This is a genomic window from Mucilaginibacter flavidus (genome assembly GCF_024055575.1).
Classification (GTDB): domain Bacteria; phylum Bacteroidota; class Bacteroidia; order Sphingobacteriales; family Sphingobacteriaceae; genus Mucilaginibacter; species Mucilaginibacter flavidus.
Genome location: NZ_JAMXOE010000001.1, coordinates 873,390 through 890,280, shown reverse-complemented (window position 1 = coordinate 890,280; position 16,891 = coordinate 873,390). Strand labels below are relative to the sequence as shown.

Here is a 16,891-nt window from a genome sequence, read left to right as displayed (position 1 = left end):
CGGTACATCTTTTGTTCTTTTGGGATAATCGTCAGGAGCCAGTTATGCCTGCATTGTAACCTGAATCCAGATTACTTAACATACCGCAATTGCTTGGTTGTATTCATTACACTCGCATTACGCAAATGCGAATTAATCGGCGAAATTAATTTATATGGACGATTAAAAGCTTCTTGCCTCACTTTAAAGCGCTCAGCTAATTTTCGTATCACCTCTTTTGAAAGCCCTTTTTTATAATTCAAAATATCCGAAACATAACCTTTACTAATCCCTAGTATCACGGTCATGTCCTGTGGTTTTAAATGATGGTCGTGCATTAATGAGCGCAACAATATAATAGGGTCTGTTTCTTTAAAGGTGTTATGCTCCTCATCGTATTTTTCAATTAGAAGTGTTAGTAAGTCAACCTCATCTTGAAAGGCTTCACCGTTTCCCAATATCAAAATATCTTCGAGGTGGTTACAATATTGGTCGTATTGCTCCCTGTTTTTAATGATGGTATATTTTAATGTCGCTGTTTCCATTGTTAATACAAATTAATGGTGTATTGTAATCCGTCGTTACATATTTTATCATAGGCCGAATGTGTGCCTATCCAGCACACAAATAAATGAACTTGCTTTGCTCCGAAAATATAATTACAAATCATCCGGTGGTTATTTCCGCCAATGTCAAAAATTACCCGGTTACAGCCTTTTCCCAAAAGGTCAGCAGTATTAAAGGTGTTTTTGATGTCGCCCGGCTGTTCCCAATTTGCAAGTTTTAACTTTTCAATCCAGTCCTCAAGCGAAACCTTACTTCTTGCGTTTATGCGTGCAAAATCTTCTAGTGTTTGTCTTTTAATGAGGTGGACTTTCATTCTTTTAACAAATATAAATAAAATTGTTCACATTTTGTGAACCTTATGTTTGCTTTTTTGTTGATAGATTATGTTGCAATTGGACGTAGATTATTTTTTACTTTGAAAAAAAACAATCCACCATGCCCGAACTACCCGACCTCCAGGTTTTTAGCCATAACCTCACCAAGCTATTTAAAGGTAAAAAGCTTGAAAAAATTGAGATTAAAGTTGCCCAAAAGCTAAACGTGCCCGAAAAACAGGTACAAGATGCTTTGGAAGGTAGTAAGCTTGACAAAGTTGTCCGCGTTGGCAAAGAGTTGCAATTTGAGTTTGATAACAACCATGTGCTGGCTACTCACCTGATGCTGCATGGCCAGTTGCAGCAATTTGATAAAACCAATAGCCATAGATTTACCATAGTTGAAATGCTTTTTGAAGGCGACAAAGGCCTTGCCTTAACCGATTTTCAGAAAGCCGCCACCCCAACCCTCGATCCGGAGAAACTGGATACGCCGGATGCCCTGGATTTTGATGAAAAGTACCTTGAAGATAAATTAAGCAAAACCAAAACACCGGTTAAAACAGTACTAATGGACCAAAAGGTATTGCGCGGGATAGGCAATGCTTATGCTGATGAGATTTTATACGATGCAAAATTATCACCCTTCTCCGCATCTAATAAAATACCTTCAGCCAAAGTAAAGCAGCTGGCAAAATCAATTAAGAAGGTATTGGAAGATGCCGAAAAACAAATTTTAAAACACACACCCGATATCATCAGCGGCGAGTTCAGGGATTTTATGCAGGTGCATCAGCCCAGGAAGAAACAAACACCAGCCGGCGAAACTATTCATCAAAAACCCGTAAGCTCGCGCAAAACTTATTATACAGCGGAGCAGGAATTATTCAGTTAGGCTGATTTCATATAACGTTTACTGTCGCGAAGACCCCAATCGGCCATTGCATTTAATACGACCGTTAGGTCTTCGCCCGCTTCGCTCAGGTAATAAGTTACAAATGGCGGTACTACATTTTCGGCTTTGCGGATAACCAGGTTATCGTCCTGCAATTGCTTTAAATGCTGTATCAGCATCTTTTCGGTCACAGCCGGGATGGCGCGTTTCAACTCGCTATAGCGTTTGGGGCCGCTCATTAAATGGTACAGTATAATGGGTTTCCAATGTCCGCCAATCTTATTAATAGCATAAGTAACCGGGCACGCGGTAATTGATAATCCCTTGTTAAAATTCCGGGTCGAGCTTTCTTTTATTTGTGTCATACGCTTACATACTTTGGGGTAAGTACTTGTAAAAAAGTAAGTACAAATATACCTTTGTTCGCAAGAAATAAAAACACAAAATGAAAATTACAATAACAGGATCATTAGGAAATATCAGCGGGCCATTGGCTGCCGCTTTAGTTAAGGCTGGTCACCAGGTAACCGTGGTAAGCAGCAGTGAAAACAGGAAAGCCGAAATTGAGGGTTTGGGTGCCACGGCAGCCATTGGCTCGGTTGAAGATGTTGAGTTTTTAACCGGCGCATTTAAAGGTGCGGATGTGGTTTACACCATGGTGCCGCAACAGCACGATTCGGACGACTATAAAGGTTTTATCCGTGCAACGGCCCAAAAACTTGCTGATGCTGTTAAGGCAGCGGGCATAAAACACGTAGTAAACTTAAGCAGCATTGGCGCGCATTTGCCGGCCGGAACTGGCCCCATTGCAGGCATGCACGATGCCGAAGAAATTTTAAACGAGCTGGGTGGAGTCATCATCAAGCACCTGCGCCCGACATCGTTTTATTATAATTTTTTCGCCAATATCGGCATGATTAAACACGGCGGTATATTAGGCGGCAACTATCCTGCGGATACCCGCCTGGTATTGGTTCACCCGAAAGATATTGCTGATGCTGTGTTTGAAGAAATAACCGCGCCATTTACCGGAAACACCATCCGCTACATCGCCAGCGAAGAAACAACCGCAGCTGAAGTTACAGCCGTAATTGGCAAAGCAATTGGTAAGCCCGAACTTCCATGGGTTGAATTTACCGATGAGCAATCCATCGGCGGCATGCAGCAGGCCGGGCTATCTGAGGACGTTGCTAAAAATTTAACCGAAATGGGTAATGCCATTAACAGCGGCATTATTTGGGAAGATTATGATAAGCACAAGCCGGCGTTATCGAAACGTAAATTTGTGGATTTTGTGAAGGGAGAATTTTTGGCGAAGTATAACGGGTAACATTCTTAATCTATTTCTTTCTCCGCGCTCTTTGTGCCCTCTCCGTTATCTCCGTGGTTGTTTTTTACCGTGGAGGTCGCAAATATGGCACGGAGTTCGCGGAGTTTTATTTTGGTATCGGTTTTTAATTTGTTTTTACTTACGCCGGTTATAAATTTCCGCGTGTACAAAATGAAAAAACAGCTTTTTAAAATCGGGTTGCTTCTATGCATTACATGTAATCTTGCGATGGCACAAGCTGCAAGCAATACTGCAACACCCGACACCGCCTATCTCTCCACCATCATCACCCAACTCAATAAACAATGGCCGGCCAACCGCACAATTAATCTTGTTTTTCACGGACACAGTGTTCCATCCGGATATTTTAAAACGCCCGTTATTAATACATTGGGCTCGTATCCATACCTGCTGCTGTCAAAACTAAATGCCAAATACCCTTATGCCGTTATCAATATCATTAAAACCTGCATTGGCGGCGAAAACTCGGAGCAAGGGGAAAAACGTTTTAAGAAAGATGTGTTAACCCACAAGCCTGATGTCGTTTTTATCGACTATGCCCTGAACGACCGCAACCTTGGCCTCGAACGCGCCCTCATAGCCTGGGAGAAGATGATAAAGGCCGCTTTAAAGCAAAATATCAAAGTTGTTTTGCTAACCCCAACGCCCGATGTTACAGAGAATATACTCGACCCCAATTCACTGCTGGCACAGCATACCGCTCAGATAATAGCATTAGGAGCAAAATATCATATCCCGGTTGTTGATAGTTATCAGCAGTTTAAAAATATCAAAGCCGGTGGCCAAAGCCTCGAACCTTATATGGCACAGTTTAATCATATTAATGGAAAAGGGCACGCGATTGTTGCTCAACAGATTGCGGTTTTGTTTGATGCTGAACAACACTAAGTTACACGCGGCGAGTTGACCGCAATCCCTAAAAGATTGTACGGGATAGTATTATCAACTCAAGAAAATAGATTTGTACATCCCTGCATTAAACCATGTATAAACAAAATCTACTTATCCGGCTAGCAGTTGCCCTGTTTGTGGTAACTGGCATTGTTCAGCAGTCAGCTGGGCAAACAACCGACTTAAAAAAAGGCTTCCTTAATCCACCCGCCAGCGCCAAACCAGGTGTATACTGGTATTTTATGGATGGCAACATGACAGCCGAATCAATGACGAAAGATTTGGAAGCCATGAAAAAGGCAGGAATCGGCAACCTGATTTTCCTTGAAGTGAACGTCGGCATCCCACGTGGCAAGGTTGATTTTTTGAGCGATGAATGGCAGAAATTATTTGTTCATGCCGTAAGAGAAGCGGAACGCTTAGGAATTGAAATTACTTTAGGTATCGGTCCGGGATGGACGGGCAGCGGCGGGCCATGGGTGCCGGCAAAGCAATCTATGCAGCACCTGGTTTCAAGCGCAGTAAATATTACCGGCGGGAGCAATCAAAAAATAAAGCTGCCAGTTCCCCCGCCAATGAAACCCTATTTCGGCGAAGGCTCTTTTACGCCTGAATTGAAAAAAAGGTGGGAGGATTTTTATGAGGACGTTGCCGTGCTGGCTTATCCCACCCCTTCCATCAGTAAAAAAATAGATGGTATTGACGAAAAGGCACTGTTCTATCGCGCACCATACTCCTCGGCTAAAGGCGTAAAGCAATTCCTACCATCGGTTGCGGTGTACGATAAAGTGCCGCAGGAAGCTATCATCTCTAAAAATAAGATAATTAACCTGGCTGGTAAACTAAAACGAGATGGCACACTCGACTGGACACCGCCGACCGGTAACTGGACTATCGTAAGGTTTGGAACCCGCAATAACGGTGCAGTTACCCGGCCCGCGCCCATCCCGGGTGTAGGCTTCGAATCTGATAAGTTTGATACCGTTGCGCTTTACGCGCAACTTGATAATTACGTAGGCAAGCTTATCCGCAAAACTGGTAAGCCACAGCTTAAAAATGCAGGGGGCCTTAAGCGCCTGCACATGGACAGTTGGGAAATGGGGGCCCAAAACTGGACCGGACATTTCAGGCAGGAATTTATCAAACGCCGGGGTTATGATCCACTTCCATTCTACCCGGTTTATGCCGGCAATATTGTGCAGAGCCTCGAAATCAGCGAACGTTTTTTGTGGGACTTGCGCCAAACCTCGCAGGAGTTAGTGCTGGAATATCATGCCACGGCTGTAAAAAAATATGGACACAAAAATAATCTCAGCCTTTCTATCGAACCTTATGATATGAACCCTACTGCCGATTTGGAGCTGGGCAACATCGCCGATGTGCCGATGGCGGAGTTTTGGAGCAAAGGCCTGGGGTTTAATTCCTCGTTCAGTTGCTTTGAGTCAACCTCAATCGGACACGTAAACGGCAAATCATTAATACCGGCGGAGGCTTTTACTGCGCAGGATGATGAAGGCTGGAAACAATATCCAGGCTCAATGAAAAACCAGGGCGACTGGGCGTTTGCAAACGGCATTAACCGGTTTACATTCCACACCTTTCAAAACCAGGTATTGCCCGATTCGTTACGGCCCGGCATGACGATGGGCCCATATGGTGTGCACTGGGACCGTAACCAAACCTGGTGGCCAATGGCCGGTGCCTATCACCAATATGTTTCGCGTTGCTCGTACCTGTTGCAACAGGGCAATACTGTTGCGGATGTTTTATACCTGACGCCTGAAGGTTCGCCGCATGTGTTCAGGCCGCCGTTTTCGGCTATCGAGGGTGATGTTGTTATTCCCGACCGAAAAGGCTATAATTTTGATGGCTGTTCGCCGGGTCAGCTGTATAAAGCAAGCGTTAAAGATGGGAAAATTGTTTTCCCCGGTGGAGCTGGCTACCGTATTTTAGTACTGCCTGATGTAAAAACCATGACGCCGGCATTGCTGGCGAAGATAGGTCAACTGGTTAAGGACGGCGCTGTAGTAGTTGGCGGTCCGCCAATAAAATCGCCGGGGCTGTCTGGCTATCCTGCGTGCGACCAAAAAGTCACCCTTCTCGCGAAAATGATGTGGGGGGATACAAACCAGCCCGAAAAGCAAACCACACGGATTTACGGAAAAGGGAAGGTTATTTGGGGCGGGGAACTTTCAAAGAATATTGACAACCTGTACCCTCAATATGATTTGACGGCCGCAATTTTAAAATCGATGCGTATAAAACCAGATTTTGAAACAGAGGGGCAGGTTAGGTACACACACCGTGCAACAGCAAACTGGGATATGTATTTCGTGTCCAATCGCAGCGATGGGGTTACTGAATCAGCGGTTACGTTCCGCACAACAAAGGGCACGCCACAGTTGTGGGACCCGGTTACCGGCGAGACCAAATTCCTTCCTGAGTTTAAAACTTCTGAAGGCCAGGTAACGGTGCCATTGAAATTTGATGCCTATCAGAGTTATTTCATCATCTTTGATAAAAACATCAGGGTCAAACTGGTTCCGGGAAAGAATTTTTTGGCAGACGTAACAGTCAGCACATTAGACGGTCCGTGGCAAGTAGCATTCGACCCTAAGTGGGGAGGCCCGGCAAGTATAACCTTTGATAAATTGACAGATTGGATAACAAGGCCGGAGGAAGGGATAAAATTCTACTCGGGTACTGCCGTTTATAAAAAAGAATTTGAATTGCCGGCTAACCTCGGCACGGATAAAAATGGAAAAATTTATCTTAATCTTGGGGAGGTGCATGACATGGCCAGGGTGAAACTTAACGGCAAAGATCTAGGCGTGGTATGGACAGCGCCATGGCGCGTGGATATGAGTAAAGCACTTATTAAAGGACAAAACAAGCTGGAAATTGAGATAATAAACCGCTGGCCAAACAGGTTGATTGGCGATTCAAAATACCCCGACAATGGCGTGGTTGACGAGCAATGGCCCGAATGGCTTTTAAAAGGCAAGCCGCGGAACAGTAAGAGGTTGACTTTTGCAAGCCATAATTTTTATGATGAAAAATCGCCGTTGCTGAAGTCCGGCCTGGTGGGGCCGGTTACTATTCAACACAGCGGACAATAACCAATATTGATAATGGAAGAGAATTTTAAACCCAGGTTGAAGGTAGGTCTTTTTGGGATAGGCCTACAGGCTTACTGGGAACAATTTGAAGGATTGGAGCAGCGGCTTAAAGGTTATGTTGATGTGGTAGCCCAGCGCCTGCAGGGTTATGGTGCGGAAATTGTAAACCTTGGTCTTGTAGATACACCGGAAAAAGCATTCGAATCGGGCAGCCGTTTCCGGCGCGAAGAAGTTGATTTGATATTTTTGTATGTAACCACCTATGCATTGTCGTCGACCGTGTTGCCGGTGGTAAGCAGGGCGAAGGTGCCGGTTATTGTGCTCAACCTGGCGCCGGAAGCCGCCATTGATTATGGCACATTTAATAAAATGAACGACCGCACGGCAATGACCGGCGAGTGGTTGGCCTTTTGTTCAGCCTGCCCGGTGCCCGAGATTGCAAGCGTTTTTAACCGCTCAAATATCCCATTCTATCAAATCACTGGTATGCTGCACAACGACCCGGTTGTTTGGAATGAAGTGGAGGAATGGATTGAGGCCGCAAAGGTAGCTCACACTATGTATTATAACCGGTTGGGGGTGATGGGTAGTTACTATAATGGCATGCTGGATATCTATTCAAACCTTACCCTGCATTGCGCAACCTTTGGCGGTCATATCGAGATTTTGGAGGTTGATGAACTTTCTGGGTTGAGGGGAGAAGTAACCGACGAGGAAACAATCGAAAAGACAAAAGCCTTCCACGAAGTCTTTGATTTGCAGGCTGATTGCCCGGATGATGAACTAAAGCGCGCGGCCATTACTGCGGTGGCGTTGGACAAACTGGTGGAAAAGCACAAGTTAGGCTCGTTAGCCTATTTTCATAAAGGGACCGGTAACCCGCAAAATCTGGATACCATGACATCGGTAATATTGGGGACATCACTGCTAACAGCCAACCATATCCCGGTCGCCGGCGAATACGAGGTGAAGAATGCACAAGCTATGAAGATTATGGATAGCTTCGGTGCGGGCGGCTCTTTCACTGAATACTATGCGATGGACTTTAACGAAGATGTGGTGCTGATGGGGCATGATGGCCCCTGCCATCCCGCCATCGCCGAAGGCAAAATAAAAGTAAAACCATTGCAGGTTTACCATGGCAAGGTAGGTAGCGGTTTGTCAGTTGAGATGTCGGTACAGCATGGACCAGTAACCCTGTTATCGGTCGTTGAGACGGTTGACGGCAAGCTGCAACTGCTGGTTGCAGAGGCCGAGTCTGTAGCCGGGCCCATACTGGAAATTGGCAATACCAACAGTCGTTATAAATTCCCGATAGGGGCGAGGGCTTTTGTTGAGACCTGGAACTCCTATGGGCCCGCGCACCATTGCGCAGTTGGCAAAGGGCACATAGCCTCGAAAATTGAAAAATTGGGTAAATTGCTGGGTATACAGTTTATAAAAGTTTGTTAACTTAACTTCAGCTCAAATAAAATGGAAATCATCGCTTTTAAAATGAAGTTGCATCCCGGTCAAAAAGATGAATACCGCCGGCGCCATGCCGAGGTTTGGCCCGATTTACAACAATTGTTAAAGGAATACGGTATAAGTGATTACAGCATCTTTTTGGATGAAGAAACCAATATTCTGTTTGCTGTGCAAAAATTGGAGGAAAAAGAACCACGCATTGATTTGCGCAGCCATCCTGTAATGAAAAAATGGTGGGATTACATGGCTGATATTATGGATGTAAATTCGGATAATTCGCCGGTGTCAGTCCCGCTTGAACAGGTTTTTTACCTTGAATAATGAATGAAAACCTGTAGAGAGATGCTTTGCGTCTCCCGCTGACAGGTCTGCGACGGACAAAGAAAACTCACAGTAATTTTTTGCGGGCAAAATACAACGTTCAATACCTTTCTACCGGAGATGCGAAGCATCGCGTCTCCTAGACCCTACCTTTGTAAATCCCTATCCTGTCATCCAATAGTAAAATAGAAATTTTATATTGAAACAATCGTTTCAATATAATTACATTTGTACTGTCAATTAAAAACGATATAGTTGATTATATTGAAGCGATTGTTCTAAAACAAAAATCAAACAACAAAGAAAATGATAAACTTAACAAACAAAGTGGCCGTAGTTACAGGTGGTAACAGCGGCATAGGTTATGCATCGGCAAAAGAACTGGCTGCACAAGGCGCAAAAGTGATCATCACAGGCCGCAATAAAGAAACTACTGAAAAGGCTGCCAGCGAACTGGGCGTAACCGGCATAGTGGCCGACCAAAGTAACATCGAACAAATTGATAACTTGGTTGCTGAAGTAAAAAGCAAATTTGGCAAAGTAGATGTGCTGTTTTTAAACGCCGGCGTTGCCAGCTTTAGCCCTGTTGAATCGGCTACCGAAGCACATTACGACACCATTATGGATTCGAATGTAAAAGGCGTTTATTTTACTGTTCAAAAATTCATCCCGATATTAAACGATGGCGCTTCGATTATCTTTAACACATCGGTAAATGCAGTTTTAGGCATGCCAAACAGCGGCGTTTACGCAGCCAGCAAAGCAGCCCTGATATCGTTAAACAGGGTATTGGCCGTTGAACTTGCCGCCCGCAAAATACGTGTAAACGCTGTGTCTCCCGGTCCGGTTGCCACACCTTTATATGGAAAAGTTGGTTTAACAGAAGAAGAAGTTAACGGCTTTGGCACTATATTGAGCGAACGCATATTGCTTAAACGTTTTGGCCAGCCAGAAGAAATTGCCAATGTGGTGAGGTTCCTGGCTTCGGACGATGCTTCGTTTATTACAGGTAGCGAAATTACCGTTGATGGCGGCTTTACAGTAAACGCCATTGTTTACTAAGAAAAAAAATTTATACCTAATTGAAACATTCGTTTCAATTAGGTATTTTTGTAACTGCAATAGATTCTGACAAATATTCATTGCCCTGCGCTTTAGCGCGGGGGTTATTATAATTAAGGAATGTTGGCTTTAGCCCAATTGCCGCGCGGATTTCGGCTAAAGCCGCTGTTGTATTTGTTTTTATCCCCGACTTAAAAGTCGGGGCAATGAAGTTTAGTTATTTGTAATTGAAAATTTTATGCCACGCAAAAAAGAATTTGATGAGGATGAGCTGCTGGAAAAAGCAGTAAACCTGTTTTGGCAGAAAGGCTACAACGCCACCTCGGCGCAGGATTTGGTTGATGGATTGGGGATAAACCGGTCGAGCCTTTATAATGCTTATACGGATAAACGAACGCTGTTTAAAAAATCATTAAACCATTACCAGCTGAAGCAAACCAATGCCATGATAGCGATGTTGGGCAGGGCGGAAAATGCAAAAAAAGCACTGAAGCAAATATTTGCTGGCCTGATTGAGGAAAGTGTAAACGACCGCCTGTTAAAAGGCTGCTTTATGGTAAATACCGCTGTTGAGCTTGCCAGCATAGACGAAGAGATTGGGGACATCGTAAACAAAAACAACAAAAGCGTTGAAGATGCCTTCACCAAAATAATTGAGAAGGGCCAAAAAGATGGGCAGTTTTCGTCAAAGACAGATGCGCGCGCTTTTGCACGTTTTATCTTCGGGAATATTACAGCTATAAAAGTAGCCGCACGTACCGGAGCTGAAAGAAAGGCCCTGGAAGATATGGCTGAAATTACCCTTGCTGCGTTGAAGTAAATTTAGAAAAAATTTATCCCTACTGTCCAGCCAAGCCAACGGGTGTATTTGGGGTTATTTGTTTGGTGATGATTGGGTTCGTTAGGTACAAAGTTGTACCCGGCGACCGGGTTCTTTTGCTGGTTATAAAAAAAGTTTAATGATGGGCCGGCCTGTACCCCAAACGAGTGGCCGAGCTTAATATTTAAGGTTTCATCAAGGCGGTAAAGCACATTCAGGTACCTGCCGTTACCCTGGTAAACATAGCTGGCAGTCGCCTCTGTATTAAATGCCAGGAAGTTAAAGACAGGCAGCTCGTTACCGTAGCCTACCCCATAGGTGTACTGCTTTTTGTTTTTATCCAATTTTGCGCCCGCAAGTATGATATTATAAAACGAATGCGTGCCAGTTTTGTAAACCAGGTTGGCATCAGTGGTCTCGTTGCTGTAAACGCCACCCACATGGTACCCGTTTTGTACAAAATTTAACAGGCCGATACTCACGCCCGACGAATTATCCGAAGCGTTTATCAGCCCAATCTGTATCCCCTTAAGGTCCTTTGCATAATTAAACAAGCCGCCGAGCTGGATGCCTGTAAACTTTCCTGAGGCAATATTCACTGGTGCAATTTGTAAGCCGTTTACATCGCTTGATGCTATGTTAAGTACAGCTAATTGCACGCCATTTAGCTTTTTGCCAATGTTAAAGCCTGCAGCCCATTGCACGCCACTAACATTTCCTTCCACGTTGTTAAAGCCAAGGGCGGCTTGAACCCCGTTAACATCTTTTAAAACCTGGTTAAAAGCGCCCCCAATTTGTATTCCTTCTACCGAGCCGCCAACTACGTTAAATAGTATCCCCAACTGGAAGGATTTTACATCGCTTTTATCAAGGTTAAATAAACCCAGCTCTACGCCGTTAACGCCCGCGTTATAGCCACCAGCGATATTTAACGAAACGGCATTAACCACCTGGCCGCTGAACGCCCCGTGCGTGCCCAAACCCGGCGCCAGTGATACCTGAAAAGGCGATTGGGTGATCAACCCGCCCAGGTTTAATGACTGTATTTGCTGCTTCGCCGAAATAAACAATTTACCAACCCCCGATTTTTCAACGCCCGACAAATCGCCTGGCAGGTAACGATAACCGCCATTGCCGCCATTAGCGCTACTAGTGCCGCTTTTATTTTCAGTAACCTTAACGTCCGATAAAAAAGTTACCGATGTATCCTTATAGTTCTCCTTGCTAACCGTTAATATAACCGGCTGGTTTTCGTTTTTGATTTTTATTTCAAAATGTCCATCAGCATCGGTAAGTGCAGACGCTATAGGACGGCGGCAGTACACACTTGCATTTTGAAGCTTCTGGCCGTTCCGTTCGTTAGCCACATACCCCGTTATCACGCAGCTTTGGTCGTCGTTTAAAAACTTGTCAGTCGTCATGGCCAGCTGGTAGGGCGCATATCGTAATATCACAAAGTTTTCGGCTTCGCGGTATTCAAACTGGTTATTCAGCAATTTATCAAGCGCGTCTTTAACGGTTTGGTTGGCTACGTGGATGTTAACCAGGCTATCCTGCCGGATGAGATTACTGTTGTACGAGAAATTGAATTTGCCCTTATCTTCCATTATATGCAAAACACTGCCCAGCGGCTGGTCGTTCACATTCATGGTGATGTTACGGTTTAGCACAGGCTGGGCCACGCAAGGCGCAAACGCAGCGCCAAGCACCAATAAAAGCAATCCTTTAATGGCTGAATATTTCAGTTGCATCGGTTATTTTAAAAGAATTTGCCCGCCTTTATTTTCAACTTTAATCTTGAAGGTTTGGCTAACAATATTTAGCACTTGTGGCAGGGTTTGGCCCTTAAATGTGGTGGTTATAGGCAAATCGCTCAGTTGATTGTTGGCAATTTTAATGTCGCTGCCGTAAACTTGGTTGAGCTTGTCGACCAACTCCCGTAACGGCGTGCGGTCGCAAATAAGCGCTTTGGTAATGTAGTAATTATACAGGCTGCCACGGGTTTCCTGTACCACCAGGTTGGCCCCGCCGGTTATAACCATTTGGCCGGGGTGCAGCAACACCTGTTTGCCGCCTTCATTTACTTTTACTATGCCGGTTTCAACTATCACTTCTGTTTTGCCTTTAACGTTCTTTACGTTAAATGACGTGCCGACCACGCTAACCGTTGCAGCATTTATTTTTATTATGAAGGGTTTTGTTTTATCTGGGGTGATTTTAAAGAATCCCTCGCCTGTTAATTGCACCAGTCTTTGCTCCCCACGGAAGTGCATCGGATAAATAATTTGAGAATTACTATTCAACGTAACCAGCGACCCATCGGGCAGGTCTTGGGTTAAAGTAGCGAGGCCACTGCCCTTGCTGATCAGGCTTGTGTTAAAAAACTGGTTGTAGGCAAAATAACCGATAGCACTAACCAATAATATTGACGCGGCAACTTTTAACCAGCCAAATTTTGAAGCCCGTTTTATTTGCGGCTGTTGCTCCGCAGACATTTTGGCAATACGGTTTTGCAACCGCAGCCATGCACCATCTTCGTCCGGGTTGTTGGTTGCGGCTATGCGCTCGCTTTCCTGCCAAATCAGTTTGAAATCGGCATAGTACTTTTTGTTTGCATCGCTGGTGTTTATCCATAGCTCCGCATCGCTGCTTTCAGTAGCATCTGTTTCGCCCAGCAGGTATTTCACCAGCAAATCATCAGTTATATGTTTGTTATCGTCGCTCATTTATATAACCGTGCAATAATGAATAATATAATGGGTAAAAACTCCGCCAGTTTTTCCCTTAAAACTTTTAAAGCCTTACCCATTTGGTTCTCTACCGTTTTAATGGATAAGTTTAAATGGTCGGCTATTTCCCTGTATTTCAAATTCTCGAACCGGCTGAGCTGAAAGATAATGCGGCATTGCTGCGGCAAATGGTTCAGCGCCTGCTGTATGTGCCCGTCAAGTTCGGCAATCAAAATTTTTTCCGATGCTTGGCCGGTAAGTTCTTCACCGTTGTTGTTGTAGTGCACCTGGAACGCGGCCCGTGTTTTTTGGTGTTTTAAATAATTCAGGCTTTCGTTATGCACAGCACGGTACAGGTAAGCTTTAATCGAGCCTTCCGGTTTCAGCTGGCTGCGTTTCTCCCATATCCGACAAAAAACATTTTGTACAATTTCCTCGGCCTGTTCGTCGTCCTTCATAAATGTATAAGCATAAGCGTGCAGGCTTTTAAAATACTCCCTGAATATTTTTTCAAACGCGCGCTCATTCCCTTCCCTTAATAAATCAATAACAGTTCTGTCGCTGTACTCCACTTTAAAAGGCTGATTATACCTTTCAAAGATAATGGCTTTCATCAATTCACCAACTTTTTCACCCGGGCGCCCGGCAGGGACGGTCAGCTTGCAATGGCTCTTTGGGGCGCCCGGGGGAGTAAAATTCTGAAATACGCGTCATTGCGAGGAACGAAGCAATCTCTGCACGTGCCAATCAACAACACACAATACATTTGGGAAACTGGCAGCCGGCATATAGGTTGCCACAACACAAAGTTTCCTGAATGTCCTATGTAGAGGTTGCTTCGTTCCTCGCAATGACGAGTTTGATATTTGTTCAGTTCTCACATCTTCACCACCGGCTTCAACTTACTCCTGATGATCATATCCTTAATAAACCCCGGCAAAATGGCGTTCAGCACCACCATCAGTTTATTTACTCCCCCGGGAATAATCTTCTTCTTCCCCAAAAACATCCCATGGATAGCTTCATACGCTACACGGTCGGGCTCGGTAATGGTGGCTTTGGCAATACCGGTTAAATTATGGTTCATCACCAGCAATTCCGGCTTGGTATTTATGCCGCCGGGGCTTAGTAAGCTTATACTGATGTTGGCGCGGTCCATCTCCAGCTGCAGGCACCGGGTAAAATAGCTGATGAATGATTTTGTTGCCCCATAAACCTGTTTTTTCGGCACCACAAACCTGCCGGCCAGGCTGCCCACATTTAGCAAATATGCCCTGCGCTCCTCATCGATCTGTGCCAAAAACAAATGGGTAAGCAATACCGGGGCAATGGTGTTCAGCTCAATCTGCTTTTTATAAAATCCGATACTCATGTCCTCAAACCACGCCCAGTTGCCCAAACCGGCATTATTTACAAGGATATGGGCCGTAATGCTTTCACTTTTCAGTAGCGCAAATAAGGTGCTGTAGCTTTCGGTCAGCGTTAAATCAGCTTCAAAAATGATTACTTCTACCCCGAAATTTTTGCGGATAAAATTAGCCAGCTCGGGCAGGCCGGATGCAGGCAACGACACCAGCACCAAATCAATTTGCCTGGATGCCAGCTCGAGTGCCAGCGATTTGCCAAGCCCTTCGCTTGCACCTGTTACGATGGCGGTTAAACGGCTCATAAGCTTTTTATATGATGAATTGTTTTAGCCATACCCTCGGCAAACGGGGTGATGCTATAGTTTAACTGGGTGATGGCTTTTTGGCTGCTGTATTTCTGGTCTTTCCTTAATCGCGCAGCAAACTCCGGTAAAAATACCGGCGGCAAACCGGTCAGCGTAGTTTTTACTAATTCGAAACGGCTATAGGCTTCAATCAACCTTTGCGGTAGTTTATACATGCTTTGTTTTATCCCCGTGATATTTTGCAACGTGCCGAAGAAGGTATTGAAACTGACATCCTCGCCACCCAAAATATACCTGTTGCCGGCAATGCCTTGTTCCATGGCGGCTATATGGCCCTGCACTACGTCCGGCAAATAAGCATAGTTTGATACCTGGGTGCCCTTGCCGGGGATAACGCGCCATTTGCCTTTTAAGTAGCCGCTTATCATTTTGCCAACGGTGTTGCTGTCGGTTATCGGCCCTTCGCCATATACCCGCGACGGGTTCACCGTTACCACGTTCAAACCCTTCGCCGCATAAATGCGGGTCTCAATTTCGGCCAGGTGCTTGGTGCGTTCGTAATCTATGGCAAAGCCGTCAATGCGCGGGTCGTTCTCGTTCATCGGGTACTTAATTGTTGGTCCCCAAACACCGCAGGTAGAGGTATAGACAACTTTATCTACCGATAAATCTGCCGCCAACTCCAGCACATTGCGGGTGCCGATTACATTAATGTTGTAGAAATCGTTTTTATCGCGGCACCACATTTTTGCGAGAGCCGCTGTATGGTAAACCTGTTTGCAACCGCGCACTGCATTAGTCAAGCTTTCCGTATCAAGTATATCGCCTTTTACGGGGATAATATTTTTATGGGCGATGAGGTACGGATGGTTAATATCCCTGCAAAGTGCTATCACCGTATAGCCCTGTTCTGCCAGCTCAAAACATAAATTTCGGCCTATAAAACCTGTTGCCCCAGTAACTAATACTTTCATGGTTATGCCAGCTGAATTTGAATGGTGTATAATGAATGGTGGATATCAACCCGGCTGCAAACCCCGTTGGCATACGTGTAAAAGTTGTAATTGCCATCGGGCAGGTTAATGCGGTAAGTATGGCTGCCAGTTTGTTCAACCTTTACAAACTGCTGGAAATTGTCCGAATAAATTTGCGACAGGCCAACAGGCTCCTGCAAATACATCAGCGTAAGGTTGTTATTTATTTGTTTTTGGTTGATGCTGCTAACCTTACTACCGTCGGTAAGCTGGTAGCTTTCGCCATTGGCTTTTGTTGATTTATCAGCCTTTTGGCTGCCGTTTACCATACGCGATACATGGGAGCTAAGCAATTTTCCGTTGCTGTAATGCGCATCCTCACGAATGCATACTTGTATACTGAAGATAAACTTCATTTTAACATCCGAGGCTACGTTTAAAAACGTATCGCCGCCATCCTTGCGTTGCTGCAATTTCATGTGCCCTACTGTATGGCCGCTATGCAGCACGTTATAGTTTAACGTTTGCTCCTGCCCAAATGCAAGGCCACTTAATGCAACAAAAAGGATAGTTACCGATAACCGCTTAACCGGTATGGTAAACTGGTTAAAGAATGATTTATGCTGATAAAAAAACGGTCTGCCGTATTTTTTGAAGAGCCAGATTAGTAGTGCGGTTATCATATGGTTGTGTTTTGTTGTTTACTTTAATACATTCCGGCTTTGGTTTA

At 44.8% G+C, this 16,891-nt stretch carries 17 protein-coding genes; 8 read left to right on the top strand and 9 right to left on the bottom strand.

Going from position 1 to position 16,891, the window contains the following annotated elements; translation table 11 throughout:
• Positions 1–71 precede the first annotated feature (71 nt).
• Together NAF19_RS04000 and NAF19_RS03995 are read right to left on the bottom strand one after the other, a co-directional pair.
• Positions 72–524, bottom strand: a complete 453-nt coding sequence (locus tag NAF19_RS04000) for a helix-turn-helix domain-containing protein (protein WP_252788513.1) — start codon at positions 522–524, stop codon at positions 72–74.
• Positions 525–526: 2 nt separating this feature from the next.
• Entirely contained in the window at positions 527–859 is a 333-nt protein-coding gene (locus NAF19_RS03995; protein WP_252788512.1) for a type II toxin-antitoxin system HigB family toxin, read from the bottom strand.
• A 122-nt stretch (positions 860–981) separates the two neighbouring features.
• Between NAF19_RS03995 and NAF19_RS03990 the strand changes: the two genes are divergently transcribed.
• Positions 982–1,755 (top strand): DNA-formamidopyrimidine glycosylase family protein, encoded by a 774-nt coding sequence (locus NAF19_RS03990; protein ID WP_252788511.1) that lies wholly within the window; start codon positions 982–984, stop codon positions 1,753–1,755.
• On the opposite strand, the gene NAF19_RS03985 is transcribed toward NAF19_RS03990, so the two are convergent.
• Positions 1,752–2,120 (bottom strand): winged helix-turn-helix transcriptional regulator, encoded by a 369-nt coding sequence (locus NAF19_RS03985; protein WP_252788510.1) that lies wholly within the window; start codon positions 2,118–2,120, stop codon positions 1,752–1,754. The two genes, NAF19_RS03990 and NAF19_RS03985, sit on opposite strands and share 4 nt — an antisense overlap.
• 80 nt (positions 2,121–2,200) lie before the next feature.
• Between NAF19_RS03985 and NAF19_RS03980 the strand changes: the two genes are divergently transcribed.
• The 7 genes from NAF19_RS03980 (at position 2,201) to NAF19_RS03950 (ending at position 10,786) form a co-directional block, all read left to right on the top strand.
• Entirely contained in the window at positions 2,201–3,085 is an 885-nt protein-coding gene (locus NAF19_RS03980) for an NmrA family NAD(P)-binding protein (RefSeq protein WP_252788508.1), read from the top strand.
• A gap of 228 nt (positions 3,086–3,313) precedes the next feature.
• The gene (locus tag NAF19_RS03975) at positions 3,314–3,994 is read left to right on the top strand and encodes an SGNH/GDSL hydrolase family protein (RefSeq protein ID WP_252788506.1); all 681 of its coding nucleotides are present in this window, start codon (positions 3,314–3,316) and stop codon (positions 3,992–3,994) included.
• A gap of 95 nt (positions 3,995–4,089) precedes the next feature.
• Positions 4,090–7,116: a glycosyl hydrolase gene (locus NAF19_RS03970; protein WP_252788504.1), complete on the top strand. Its 3,027-nt coding sequence runs from the start codon at positions 4,090–4,092 to the stop codon at positions 7,114–7,116.
• A 12-nt stretch (positions 7,117–7,128) separates the two neighbouring features.
• Positions 7,129–8,568 (top strand): arabinose isomerase, encoded by a 1,440-nt coding sequence (locus NAF19_RS03965; RefSeq protein ID WP_252788502.1) that lies wholly within the window; start codon positions 7,129–7,131, stop codon positions 8,566–8,568.
• 21 nt (positions 8,569–8,589) lie between these two features.
• The gene (gene rhaM, locus NAF19_RS03960) at positions 8,590–8,904 is read left to right on the top strand and encodes an L-rhamnose mutarotase (RefSeq protein ID WP_252788501.1); all 315 of its coding nucleotides are present in this window, start codon (positions 8,590–8,592) and stop codon (positions 8,902–8,904) included.
• A 306-nt stretch (positions 8,905–9,210) separates the two neighbouring features.
• A complete protein-coding gene (locus NAF19_RS03955; protein WP_252788499.1) occupies positions 9,211–9,966 on the top strand; it encodes an SDR family oxidoreductase in 756 nt (251 codons plus the stop codon).
• Between the two features lie 238 nt (positions 9,967–10,204).
• Complete coding sequence (locus NAF19_RS03950) at positions 10,205–10,786, top strand: TetR/AcrR family transcriptional regulator (RefSeq protein WP_252788497.1); 582 nt, start codon at positions 10,205–10,207, stop codon at positions 10,784–10,786.
• A gap of 2 nt (positions 10,787–10,788) precedes the next feature.
• Here NAF19_RS03950 and NAF19_RS03945 read toward each other — a convergent pair whose 3' ends face one another.
• The 6 genes from NAF19_RS03945 to NAF19_RS03920 form a co-directional block, all read right to left on the bottom strand.
• Positions 10,789–12,537, bottom strand: coding sequence for an STN and carboxypeptidase regulatory-like domain-containing protein (locus NAF19_RS03945; RefSeq protein ID WP_252788495.1), 1,749 nt, complete (start codon positions 12,535–12,537; stop codon positions 10,789–10,791).
• Positions 12,538–12,540: 3 nt separating this feature from the next.
• Positions 12,541–13,512 (bottom strand): FecR family protein, encoded by a 972-nt coding sequence (locus tag NAF19_RS03940; RefSeq protein WP_252788493.1) that lies wholly within the window; start codon positions 13,510–13,512, stop codon positions 12,541–12,543.
• Positions 13,509–14,129, bottom strand: a complete 621-nt coding sequence (locus NAF19_RS03935; RefSeq protein ID WP_252788491.1) for an RNA polymerase sigma-70 factor — start codon at positions 14,127–14,129, stop codon at positions 13,509–13,511. Before NAF19_RS03935 ends, NAF19_RS03940 begins: the two co-directional genes overlap by 4 nt.
• Before the next feature lie 263 nt (positions 14,130–14,392).
• Complete coding sequence (locus NAF19_RS03930) at positions 14,393–15,184, bottom strand: SDR family NAD(P)-dependent oxidoreductase (protein ID WP_252788488.1); 792 nt, start codon at positions 15,182–15,184, stop codon at positions 14,393–14,395.
• A complete protein-coding gene (locus NAF19_RS03925) occupies positions 15,181–16,161 on the bottom strand; it encodes an SDR family NAD(P)-dependent oxidoreductase (RefSeq protein ID WP_252788486.1) in 981 nt (326 codons plus the stop codon). Before NAF19_RS03925 ends, NAF19_RS03930 begins: the two co-directional genes overlap by 4 nt.
• A 2-nt stretch (positions 16,162–16,163) precedes the next feature.
• Positions 16,164–16,844 carry a DUF6134 family protein gene (locus NAF19_RS03920; protein ID WP_252788484.1) on the bottom strand — a complete coding sequence of 227 codons (681 nt, stop codon included), beginning with the start codon at positions 16,842–16,844 and terminating at the stop codon, positions 16,164–16,166.
• Between the last annotated feature and the right edge of the window lie 47 nt (positions 16,845–16,891).

Excerpts from the sequence above, each read along its gene's own strand:
- NAF19_RS03950 (WP_252788497.1), top strand. The coding sequence starts at position 10,205 with ATGCCACGCAAAAAAGAATTTGATGAGGATGAGCTGCTGGAAAAAGCA.
- NAF19_RS03935 (WP_252788491.1), bottom strand. The coding sequence starts at position 14,129 with ATGAAAGCCATTATCTTTGAAAGGTATAATCAGCCTTTTAAAGTGGAG.
- NAF19_RS03945 (WP_252788495.1), bottom strand. The coding sequence starts at position 12,537 with ATGCAACTGAAATATTCAGCCATTAAAGGATTGCTTTTATTGGTGCTT.
- NAF19_RS04000 (WP_252788513.1), bottom strand. The coding sequence starts at position 524 with ATGGAAACAGCGACATTAAAATATACCATCATTAAAAACAGGGAGCAA.
- NAF19_RS03985 (WP_252788510.1), bottom strand. The coding sequence starts at position 2,120 with ATGACACAAATAAAAGAAAGCTCGACCCGGAATTTTAACAAGGGATTA.
- NAF19_RS03975 (WP_252788506.1), top strand. The coding sequence starts at position 3,314 with ATGGCACAAGCTGCAAGCAATACTGCAACACCCGACACCGCCTATCTC.
- NAF19_RS03995 (WP_252788512.1), bottom strand. The coding sequence starts at position 859 with ATGAAAGTCCACCTCATTAAAAGACAAACACTAGAAGATTTTGCACGC.
- NAF19_RS03940 (WP_252788493.1), bottom strand. The coding sequence starts at position 13,512 with ATGAGCGACGATAACAAACATATAACTGATGATTTGCTGGTGAAATAC.
- NAF19_RS03955 (WP_252788499.1), top strand. The coding sequence starts at position 9,211 with ATGATAAACTTAACAAACAAAGTGGCCGTAGTTACAGGTGGTAACAGC.
- NAF19_RS03990 (WP_252788511.1), top strand. The coding sequence starts at position 982 with ATGCCCGAACTACCCGACCTCCAGGTTTTTAGCCATAACCTCACCAAG.
- NAF19_RS03970 (WP_252788504.1), top strand. The coding sequence starts at position 4,090 with ATGTATAAACAAAATCTACTTATCCGGCTAGCAGTTGCCCTGTTTGTG.
- rhaM (WP_252788501.1), top strand. The coding sequence starts at position 8,590 with ATGGAAATCATCGCTTTTAAAATGAAGTTGCATCCCGGTCAAAAAGAT.
- NAF19_RS03980 (WP_252788508.1), top strand. The coding sequence starts at position 2,201 with ATGAAAATTACAATAACAGGATCATTAGGAAATATCAGCGGGCCATTG.
- NAF19_RS03920 (WP_252788484.1), bottom strand. The coding sequence starts at position 16,844 with ATGATAACCGCACTACTAATCTGGCTCTTCAAAAAATACGGCAGACCG.
- NAF19_RS03925 (WP_252788486.1), bottom strand. The coding sequence starts at position 16,161 with ATGAAAGTATTAGTTACTGGGGCAACAGGTTTTATAGGCCGAAATTTA.
- NAF19_RS03930 (WP_252788488.1), bottom strand. The coding sequence starts at position 15,184 with ATGAGCCGTTTAACCGCCATCGTAACAGGTGCAAGCGAAGGGCTTGGC.
- NAF19_RS03965 (WP_252788502.1), top strand. The coding sequence starts at position 7,129 with ATGGAAGAGAATTTTAAACCCAGGTTGAAGGTAGGTCTTTTTGGGATA.